Origin of the sequence: Pseudomonas sp. LFM046, assembly GCF_000949385.2 — a bacterium.
Classification (GTDB): Bacteria; Pseudomonadota; Gammaproteobacteria; order Pseudomonadales; family Pseudomonadaceae; genus Metapseudomonas.
Map to the genome: position 1 here is coordinate 1,738,641 of NZ_JYKO02000001.1, position 10,022 is coordinate 1,748,662.

Here is a 10,022-nt window from a genome sequence, read left to right on the forward strand (position 1 = left end):
CCCTCAGCGACGAACCACGCCCGGCAGGATGCAGAGCATTTCGTAGAGCAGGTTGGCGCCCAGCAGCGAGGTGTTGCCGGTGGTGTCGTAGGGCGGGGAAACCTCGACCAGGTCGCAGCCGATGACGTCCAGGCCCTGGCAGCCACGGATGATTTCCATCGCCTGGATGGTGGTCAGACCGCCGATTTCCGGGGTGCCGGTGCCGGGCGCCCAGGCCGGGTCGATGCCGTCGATGTCGAAGGACAGGTAAACCGGGCCGCCGCCGACTTTCTCGCGGACTTCCGCCATCAGCGGCCCCAGCGACTTGTGCCAGCACTCTTCGGCCTGGACCACGCGGAAGCCCTGCTTGCGGCTCCAGTTGAAGTCTTCGGCGGTGTAGCCCTGGGCGCGCAGACCGATCTGCACCACGCGGTCGCAGTCCAGCAGGCCTTCTTCAGCGGCGCGGCGGAAGGTGGTGCCGTGGGCGATCTTCTCGCCGAACATGTGGTCGTTGACGTCGGCGTGGGCATCGATGTGCACCAGGCCCACCTTGCCGTGCACCTTGTTGATGGCACGCAGGATCGGCAGGGTGATGGTGTGGTCGCCGCCCAGGGTCAGCGGCACGATGCCGTGGCCGAGGATGCGGTCGTATTCCTGCTCGATGATGCGCACGGCTTCCAGCAGGTTGAAGGTGTTGATGGCCACGTCGCCGATGTCGGCCACGTTCAGCGAATCGAAGGGAGCCGCGCCGGTCGCCATGTTGTACGGGCGGATCATCACCGATTCGGCGCGGATTTCACGCGGGCCGAAGCGGGTACCGGAACGCAGGGAGGTGCCGATATCGAGCGGAACGCCGACGAAGGCGGCATCCAGGGCGTCGAGTTCAGCGGGGGTCTGGATATGCGGCAGGCGCATCATGGTGGCGATGCCGCCGAAGCGGGGCATTTCGTTACCACCAAGGGGCTGATGCAGTTTCTTGTCCACGGGGTGGCCTCACGATTGTTGTGGTTGTAGGAAGTGGGGCGGATTCTGGTGACAGTGCCATCACGGAAAAATCGCTGGCCGCAAATAATTACTTCAAGGATTTCTAAACTATCGGGAGCGGGTAAGATGCCGGCTTGCCGAGCGGGCGACTGCTTTCTGTAGGGGTGAATGAATTCGCCCCTACATCGTTCAATCATCCTCGGAGCTATCGATGTCCACCTCCATGCCCGACCTGAAACTCCTGCGCATCTTCGCCAGTGTGGTTCGCCACCAGGGCTTTGCCGCCGCCCAGCAGGAGCTGAACCTCTCCACCTCGGCCATCAGCACCTACATGAGCCAGCTGGAAGGGCAGGTGGGGCTCATCCTCTGTCACCGGGGGCGGGGCGGCTTCCGCCTGACCAGCAAGGGCGAGCTGTTCTATCAGGAGACCCTGCGTCTGTTGGGTGAACTGGAAAGCTTCGAGCGCTACTCGGCGTCGCTGAAGGGCGAACTGCGCGGAACGCTCAACCTCGGCGTGCTGGACTCCACCGTGAGCGACCCGGCCCTGCCGCTGGCGGAAGTGATCGGTGCCTACAGCCAGGAGCACGCGGCGGTGCACCTGCACCTGTCGGTGATGAGCCCATACGACCTGCAGCTGGGGGTGCTGGACAACCGCCTGGACCTGGCCATCGGCGCCTTCTCCACGCGCATGAACGGCCTGGTGTATCAGCCGCTCTACCGCGAGCAGCACTGGCTCTACTGCAGCGAGCGCCACCCGCTGTACAGCGAGCGGCGCATCCCCGCCGAACTCATCACCCAGCAGCGCATGGTGGGGCGCGGCTACTGGAGCCAGGCGGAACTGGCGCGCCACGGCTTCAAGCACAGCGCGGCGACGGTGGAGTCCATGGAGGCGCAACTGATCCTCGTGCTGTCCGGCGCCTATATCGGCTATCTGCCGGAGCATTACGCCCACCCCTGGATCGAGCAGAAGCGCCTGCGTGCATTGCTTCCGGCCACCTTCGGCTACCAGGCGCCGTTCTCCATGATCCTGCGCCGGGGCAGGGCCAAGGAGCCGCTGATTCTGACCTTCCGCGACCTCCTGCGGGCGCAACTCAACCTGCGTTGAACTCGTCTTTCTGACGACGGGCGGCGCAATCGGTGCTTTGCTGATAGTGCAGGCCGGAACTCACGCGCCAGCGGCTTGGATCGAGGGCCAGCCCCTCAAGCAACAACTCCAACAGGGAATGATTAGCCATGCGCCAGAACCTGCCCGTCACGCAGCGGGAACGCACTTTTGCGGCCGATGAAAGGCTGATCACCACCACCGATCTCAGCAGCAAGATCACCTACTGCAACGACGCCTTCGTCACCATCAGCGGCTTCTCTCGCGAAGAGCTGATCGGCCAGCCCCACAACATCGTCCGCCACCCCGATATGCCGCCCTCGGTCTTCGTCCACATGTGGGAGACCCTGAAGCAGGGCAAACCCTGGATGGGGCTGGTGAAGAACCGCTCCAAGAGCGGTGACTTCTACTGGGTCAGCGCGTATGTCACGCCGATTCTCGAGAACGGCCGCATGGTGGGTTACGAGTCGGTGCGTTCGCTGCCTACCCGCGAGCAGGTGACTCGCGCCGATGCCCTCTACACGAGCTTGCGGGACGGCAAGGCGCCATCGACGAACCTGGAATCCTGGACCCATGATCTGGTCCGCTCCTGGCCCGTGATCCTGACGGCATTGGTCCTGGTGGGCGGCAACCTGCTGCTGCAAGGCTGGCCCTTGATGGCGCTGACCCTGGTGACCCTGTTCGCCCTGGGGGGCTTCCAGCAGCAGCGCTACCACCAGACCATTCGCCAGCTGCTGGCCCAGCACCCGAAGGCCCTTACCAGCGCCCTGGTGGCTTTGACCTACTCCGACAATCGCGGGGCACAGGGTCTGCTGGACATGGCCATGATCAGCGAGAAGGCGCGCGTACAGGCTGCCCTGACGCGCCTTGAGGATGCGGGGGTAAGCGTCAAGCAGCGCGCCGCCGAGGCCGCCCGTCTGTCCCGCTCGGAAGCGGACCTGCTGGAGCAGCAGCGCAGCGAGACGGACCAGTCGGCCACCGCCATCAATGAGATGGCCGCCACCATCCAGGAGGTGTCCCATAACGTCACCCAGACCGCCCACGCCGCTGAAGAGGCCGAGCGCCTGGCGCGCCAGGGCAGCGATCTGGCCGGCGAGAGCCTCGGCGCCATGCGTCATCTGGCCGACGCGGTGAGCGAGATCGGCCGTGCGGTGCATGACCTGGCCGAGTCCACCCAGTCCATCGGCAGCGTGGCCGACGTGATCACCGCCATCGCCGAGCAGACCAATCTGCTGGCGCTGAACGCGGCCATCGAGGCGGCGCGGGCGGGGGAGCAGGGCAGGGGATTCGCCGTGGTGGCCGATGAGGTGCGCACCCTGGCCTCGCGGACCCGCCAGTCCACCGAACAGATCCACCAGATCATCGGCTCCCTGCGCTCCGGCGCCGAGCGCGCCGTGGCCACCGCCAGCCGAGGCGAGGACATCTCCCGCGAGAGTGTGGGCAGCGTGGAGGCGGTGCGCGAGGCCCTGGAAGGCATCAGCCAGGCGGTGACCCGCATCTCCGGCATGAGCCAGCAGATGGCTGCCGCATCTGAGCAGCAGAGCCATGTGGCGGAGGACATCAACCGGCAGATCACCCGCATCGCCCAGCTGTCCGACCACAGCGCCGGCCAGGCCCAGGAGGGCGCCGCCATCGGCCAGGACCTGGAGCGCATGGCCGATTACCTGCACAGCCTGGCGGAGCGTCTCAACCGATAGCCCACCGCTGGAGCGGATGGGGGCCTTGTAGGGGCGAATTCATTCGCCAAGGGTGGCGAAGCCGCCCCAGGCAGGGTTCAGGGCGAACCTGCGGTTCGCTTGGCGATTGCAATCGCCCCTACAGCATGCGGCCGGAGGGTCTGGCAGAATGCTCGCCCCAGGAGATTCGCCATGCCCCGCCCACACTGCCCGCGCTGCCAGCGCCCCGAAAGCCACTGCCTGTGCCCGCTGATCCCCCATCTGCCGAGCCGCACCCGTGTGCTGTTGCTGCAGCATCCCAGCGAGGTGAACCACGCCTTGAACACCGCGCGCCTGGCGGCCTTGGGGCTGGAGAACGCCGAGCTGCGGGTGGGCGAGCGTTTCGAGGATCTGGGCGAATGCCTGGCCGATCCCCGATACCGCGCCTGCCTGCTGTTTCCGGGCGAGGAGGCCCGATCCCTGGTGCATATGGCCGCCAGCGACCCGCGCCCGCTGTTGCTGGTGGTGCCCGACGGCACCTGGCGCAAGGCGCGCAAACTGCTGCACCTGAATCGTGAGCTCAGGGCTCTGCCCCGGGTGACCTTGCCCGCTGGATTGACCTCCCGCTACCGCCTGCGCAAGGCGCCCATGGCGGAGGCGCTGTCCACCATCGAGGCCATCGCCGCGGCGCTGGATATCCTCGAAGCGCCGGCGCGTTTCGATGAGTTGCTAAGGCCGTTCGAGGCGCTGATCCAGGGGCAGATCGAGGCGATGGGGGAGGAGACCTTCAGGAAGAACCACGGCCAATGACGAGCGATAGGGACGTAGGGTGGATGACGCTCTTTTCATCCACCATTGGCGTCAGCCCGGGCACCGATTGGTGGAAATAAAAAGCGATTTCCACCCTACGGGGGGCGGCGCCTTACCGCTTCCACCTGGTGTTCTGGTGTGCCTTGAGAAGTAGGGTGGATGACGCTCTTTTCATCCACCATCGGCGTCAGCCCGGGCACCGAACGGTGGAAATAAAAAGCGATTTCCACCCTACGGGGGGCGGCGCCTTACCGCTTCCACCTGGTGTTCTGGTGTGCCTTGAGAAGTAGGGTGGATGACGCTCTTTTCATCCACCATTGGCGTCAGCCCCGGCACCGAACGGTGGAAATAAAAAGCGATTTCCACCCTACGGGAGTATTCCCGCCTTACCGCTCCCGCATGGCTTCCTGGCGAGCTTTCAGCACGGGTTTGAGCAGGTAATCCAGCACGCTTTTCTCGCCGGTGATGATGTCCACGGTGGCGACCATACCGGGGATGATCAGCAGCGGGTGGTCGTCCTTGCCCAGGTGGTTCTTCTCAGTGCGCACCTGGATCAGGTAGAAGCTCTTGCCTTCCTCGTCCGTGATGGTGTCGGCGCTGATCAGTTCCAGGGAGGCCTTGAGGCCGCCGTAGATGGTGTAGTCGTAGGCGGTGAACTTGACCATCGCCTTCTGCCCCGGATGGAGGAATGCCACGTCCTGCGGGCGGATGCGCGCTTCGATGAGCAGGCTGTCCTCAAGGGGCACCACTTCCACCAGGTCGCTGCCGGGCTGCACCACGCCGCCGATGGTGTTGACCTTGAGTTGCTTGATCACCCCGTGCACCGGCGACACCACAGTGGTGCGGCTGACGCGGTCGTCGATGGCCTTGCTGGTTGAGGTGATCTTCGACAGTTCGGTGCGTGTCTCGTTGAGTTCCTTGAGGGAGTCGGAGCGGAAGGACAGGCGGCTTTCCTCCATCTTCCGCTCGATTTCCGACACGGCCGCCTCGGCGCGGGGGATGGCCAGGTTGGTGGCTTCCAGCTCACCCCGGGTTTCCACGGCGCTGCGTTGCAGGCGGAGGATTTCCACCTGGGAAATGGCGCCGGCCTTCACCAGCGGCTGGGACATGTTCAGCTCCTGCTGGATCAGCCCCAGGCTGGAGCGGTACTGCTGGCTCTTGGAGCGGAACTCGGCCAGTTCCTGCGACTTCTGCCGCAGCTGCTCACTGAGGATGTGCTGCTCACTGTCCAGGCGTTGCATGCGGGCGCCGTAGAGGGATTTCTCGTCTTCGGCCAGTTGCGGCGCTTCGCGGGTGATTTCCTCGGGCAGGTTCATCTCCCGGCCTTCGGCCTCGGCGGACAGGCGCTCGACGCGGGCCACCAGCGCCAGCCGGTCGGCTTCGGTCTCACCCTTGTTGGAGCGGAAGCGCGTGTCGTCCAGGCGCAGCAGCACCGCGCCCTTGTCCACCACCTGCCCCTCGCGCACGAGGATTTCCGAGACGATGCCGCCCTCCAGGTTCTGGATGACCTGGACCTTGCTGGAGGGGATGGCCTTGCCTTCGCCCATGGTGACTTCTTCCAGCACCGCGAAATGCGCCCAGACCAGCGCGACCAGCAGCAGGGTGCAGGCGACCCAGACGGTGATGCGGGTGGCCCGTGGCGAATCCTCGGCCATGGCGCCGGCCACTTCGGGCATGAACTCGGTGTCGGCGCTGGGGCCGTGCCCGAAATAGGGGTTGGGGGCTTCTGCGCGGGCCATGGCCGGTCTCCTCAAGAATTGCCTTGACCGACGCGGCCTTTGCGCAGGGCGTCGATGACGGTGTCTTTCGGCCCGTCGGCGACGATCTGGCCGTTGTCCATCACCACCAGACGATCCACCAGCGCGAGCATCGAACTGCGGTGGGTGATGAGGATCAGGGTCTTGCCCGCCGACCAGTTGGCGAGGCGTTGGCGCAGTTGCTCCTCGCTGCTGTTGTCCATGGCGCTGGTGGGTTCGTCGAGCACCAGCAGCGTCGGGTCCAGCAGCAGTGCGCGGGCCAGCAGCACCGCCTGGCGCTGGCCGCTGGAGAGCAGCTGGCCGCGCTCGCCCACCGGGCGGTCGTAGCCTTGCGGGTGCTGGCGGGCGAGGTCGGCGACGCCGGTCATTTCCGCCACCTCCAGCATGCGTTCGTCACTGACGTAGCGCGCGCCCAGGGTCAGGTTGTCCCGCAGGCTGCCGGCCAGCAGCGGCAGGTCATGGCTGACGTAGCCGATTTGCTGGCGCAGGTCGCCGATGTCGGTCTGCCGCAGGTCGATGCCGTCCAGCAGGAGCTGGCCCTGGTCCGGTGCGTAGAAACCGAGGATCAGCCGCGCCAGGGTGCTCTTGCCCGAGCCGCTGCGGCCGATGACGCCAACCCGCTCGCCGGCCGTCACGCGCAGGCTGACTTTGTTCAGGGCCGGTGCGTTCTGCCCCGGGTAGCGGAATTCCACCTGGCGCACTTCCAGGTTGCCCTTGAACGACTGGTGTTCCAGGGGCTGCTGACCCGCTTCGCGCTCCTGGGGCAGGGCCATCAGGGCGTCGGTGGATTTCATGGTCAGCCGCGCTTGCTGGTAGCGGGTGATGAGGCCGGCGATCTGCCCCAGGGGCGAAAGCACCCGGCTGTTGAGCATGTAGGAGGCGACCAGGGCGCCGACGCTGAGGTCGCCGGCGATGATGCTGTAGACGCCGCAGACGATCATGCTCAGGCCGGCGAATTGCTGCATGAACATGGTGCCGTTGGTGGCCAGGGCCGAGAGGAAGCGGGCGTGGCTGTCGAGGCGGGTGAGGGCGCCGTGGGTGCGTTCCCAACGGTGCTGGCGCTCGCTTTCGGCGCCACAGGCCTTGAGGGTTTCCAGGCCGGACAGGGTCTCGATCAAAAGTGCCTGGCGTTCGGCACCGAGGGCCAGGCTGCGCTGCACCGTGTCCCGCAGGCGCGCCTGGATGATGAAGGCGAAGATCGCGGTGATGGGGAAGGCGAGGATCGGGATCACCACCAACCAGCCCCCCAGCAGGCCGATCACCAGCAGCATGATCACGGAGAACGGCAGGTCGATCAGGCTGGTGAGGGTGACGGCGGTGAGGAATTCCCGCAGGCCCTGGAAGTCGTGGATGCTCTGGGCGAAGCCGCCGATGGTGGCGGGCCGCGCCTTGAGCGACATGCCGGTAATGCGCTCGAATAGGGTGGCCGAGAGTACGACGTCGGTCTTTTTCCCGGCGTTGTCCAGCAGGTTGGCGCGCAGCACGCGCAGCAGCAGGTCGAAGCCCGTGCCGATGAGCAGGCCGATGGTCAGCACCCAGAGCGTGGAGGTGGCCTGGTTGGGCACCACGCGGTCGTAGGTCTGCATGACGAAGATCGGCACCATCATGCCCAGCAGGTTGATCAGCAGGCTGGCCAGCATGGCGTCGGCGTAGAGCCAGCGGGACAGCGAGAGCGTGTCGCGGAACCAGGATTGCACCCTGGGCACCAGGGGGCTGTGGGCGTCCTCCAGTTCGTGGCGCGGGCGGGCGAACAAGGCCTGGCCGCTGTACTCCAGGGCCAGCATTTCACGGGGCACCCATTGTTCGCCGCCATCCGCCTCGCACGGCAGGATCAGTGCGCGGCCCTTGCCATCGAGCTGGGTCAGCACTGCGCTGCGGCCGCCCTTGAGGAGCAGCAGCAGGGGCAGGTTGAGGGGGGAGATGGCGTCCAGCTCGCGGCGCAGCAGGCGGCCCTGGAGACCGGCGCGAGCCGCCGCGCGGGGCAGCAGCTCAGCGGACAGCCGCTGGCCGGGCAGCGGCAGGCCGCTGCTCAGGCTCGCCCGGCTGGCGGGGCGACCGTGCAGGCGGCAGAGGATCAGCAGCCCGTCCAGCAGCGGGTCGTCATGACCCTGGCGCGGGTCTCGCGGTTTGTCAGCCCGCTCCATGGTGGTCATGGTTACGGTCTCCCACCTTGGCTCACTTCATGTCCGGCAGCTTGGCCTCGCTCTTCACTTCGGTGACAGCGACGGCTTCGGCGGGAACGACGACATTCTGATGGCGCAGCAGGTCGCCCATGGCGGAGAGCACTCGGTACATGGAGAACTCTTCGGTGTAGCGCACGTCCACGTAGCGGCGGTTGGCGGTGAAGAGTTCGTTCTCGCTGTCCAGCAGGTCCAGCAGGGTGCGCTGGCCGAGGCCGAACTGCTGCTGGTAGGCCTCGCGGACGCGGGCGGTGTAGTCGGCGTAGGCGCGGGCTTCCGGCGTCTGCTTGCGGGCGTTCTCCATGGCGTTCCAGGCCAGGTTGAGGTTCTCGTTGAGTACCCGCAGCGCGTTGTTGCGGATGTCCATGGACTGGTTGATTTCATAGGCGGCGGCCTGCAGCCGGGCCTTGTCGCGCAGGCCGTTGAACAGGTTGTAATTCATCACCACGCCGGCCCGCCACGTGTTGTTGTGGCCTTCCTCACCCCCGATGTCATTGTCGGCGGTGGTGGCCAGTTCGGCGTCAAAGCGTGGGTAGAAAGGCGCCTTGGCGGATTCGTACTGGCTTTCGGCGGCATGCACGTCCGCCTGGGCCGATTTCAGCAGGGGGTTGGTGTCCATCACGCCCTGGCGCGCGGCGGCCAGGTCGGCGGGCATCTCACCCTTGATGGTGGAGGGCGCCACCAGCTCGTCAGCGGGGATGCCGACGGCGCTGATGAAATTGGCTTCGGCGTCGGCCAGGTTCACTTCTTCCGTGTAGAGGTTGTTCCGCGCCAGGGCCAGGCGTGCTTCGGCCTGGTCGAGGTCGGCGGTGCTGCCCACACCTCGTTGGCTGCGCAGACCAATCTGGTCATGGATGCGTTCGTGGGCCATCAGGTTGTTCTTGGCCAGCGCCACCATTTCACGGCGCTTGAGCACGTCCAGGTAGACCTCCACGGTGCGCAGCGCCAGGCTTTCGGCGGTGCCCAGGGTGAAGTAGGCGCGGGAGTTGACCACGGCCTTGGTGCGTTCCACTTCGTTGGGCGTGTTGAAGCCGTCGAAGAGCATCTGCCGCAGGCGCAGTTCGGAGTCGCGGAAGTTGAGGGTTTCCTTGTTGTGATCGCCGAGTGCCCGGGTAGTCGGGCTGTCGGTCCCCTCGCGACCCGCACCGGCTATCAGGTCGACGGTCGGCAGGTATCCCCCTTTGGCGACTTTCGCCTCTTCGTCGGCGACGAGCCGATTCTGGCCGCTGGCCAGGAGTTCGGGGTGTTTGTCCAGGGTGCTCTGGATGGCGTCAGTCAACGTCATCGCCTGGATTTGCGTGGCCGTCAGCGCCAGCAGGAAGCCAGACAGCAGGGGGGTGGAAGTGCGCATTTCTAGTCGTTCTCCATGTCAGAGTTCTGATTCCTGGCGCCATTAATCTGGCGGAATTCCCTATCCAACCGTTTCAGGCCTGTAACATCAGAGCTAAGAACAACTTTTGCGCGGGCTAAGAAAAAATCGGAACAAGGCTTAGCAGGAAAAATTCTTATGCAGCCGTCGGATTTCCAAGACATCTTTTTGCCAGCACTTCGCGCG

At 65.6% G+C, this 10,022-nt stretch carries 8 protein-coding genes; 3 read left to right on the forward strand and 5 right to left on the reverse strand.

Features of this window, described 5'->3' with window-relative positions; all coding sequences use genetic code 11:
- Positions 1 to 3: 3 nt before the first annotated feature.
- Positions 4 to 963 (reverse strand): agmatinase, encoded by a 960-nt coding sequence (gene speB, locus TQ98_RS08175; protein ID WP_044874853.1) that lies wholly within the window; start codon positions 961 to 963, stop codon positions 4 to 6.
- 211 nt (positions 964 to 1,174) lie between these two features.
- Here speB and TQ98_RS08180 point away from each other — a divergent pair, with 211 nt between their 5' ends.
- Entirely contained in the window at positions 1,175 to 2,068 is an 894-nt protein-coding gene (locus TQ98_RS08180) for a LysR family transcriptional regulator (protein WP_044874854.1), read from the forward strand.
- Here TQ98_RS08180 and TQ98_RS27745 read toward each other — a convergent pair.
- Complete coding sequence (locus TQ98_RS27745) at positions 2,055 to 2,198, reverse strand: hypothetical protein (protein ID WP_158249349.1); 144 nt, start codon at positions 2,196 to 2,198, stop codon at positions 2,055 to 2,057. The two genes, TQ98_RS08180 and TQ98_RS27745, sit on opposite strands and share 14 nt — an antisense overlap.
- Between TQ98_RS27745 and TQ98_RS08185 the strand changes: the two genes are divergently transcribed.
- Together TQ98_RS08185 and TQ98_RS08190 are read left to right on the forward strand one after the other, a co-directional pair.
- Positions 2,197 to 3,762 (forward strand): PAS domain-containing methyl-accepting chemotaxis protein, encoded by a 1,566-nt coding sequence (locus tag TQ98_RS08185; RefSeq protein WP_044874855.1) that lies wholly within the window; start codon positions 2,197 to 2,199, stop codon positions 3,760 to 3,762. The two genes, TQ98_RS27745 and TQ98_RS08185, sit on opposite strands and share 2 nt — an antisense overlap.
- 171 nt (positions 3,763 to 3,933) lie before the next feature.
- Positions 3,934 to 4,530 carry a DTW domain-containing protein gene (locus tag TQ98_RS08190; protein ID WP_044874856.1) on the forward strand — a complete coding sequence of 199 codons (597 nt, stop codon included), beginning with the start codon at positions 3,934 to 3,936 and terminating at the stop codon, positions 4,528 to 4,530.
- Positions 4,531 to 4,916: 386 nt separating this feature from the next.
- On the opposite strand, the gene TQ98_RS08195 is transcribed toward TQ98_RS08190, so the two are convergent.
- From TQ98_RS08195 to TQ98_RS08205, 3 genes are read right to left on the reverse strand one after another with little or no spacing between them, the layout of a single operon-like run.
- Positions 4,917 to 6,269, reverse strand: a complete 1,353-nt coding sequence (locus tag TQ98_RS08195; RefSeq protein WP_044874857.1) for an HlyD family type I secretion periplasmic adaptor subunit — start codon at positions 6,267 to 6,269, stop codon at positions 4,917 to 4,919.
- Positions 6,270 to 6,280: 11 nt separating this feature from the next.
- Positions 6,281 to 8,440 carry a type I secretion system permease/ATPase gene (locus TQ98_RS08200; RefSeq protein ID WP_044874858.1) on the reverse strand — a complete coding sequence of 720 codons (2,160 nt, stop codon included), beginning with the start codon at positions 8,438 to 8,440 and terminating at the stop codon, positions 6,281 to 6,283.
- A gap of 22 nt (positions 8,441 to 8,462) precedes the next feature.
- On the reverse strand, positions 8,463 to 9,818 hold the full coding sequence (locus tag TQ98_RS08205; protein ID WP_044874859.1) for a TolC family outer membrane protein: 1,356 nt from the start codon (positions 9,816 to 9,818) through the stop codon (positions 8,463 to 8,465).
- Positions 9,819 to 10,022: the final 204 nt, after the last annotated feature.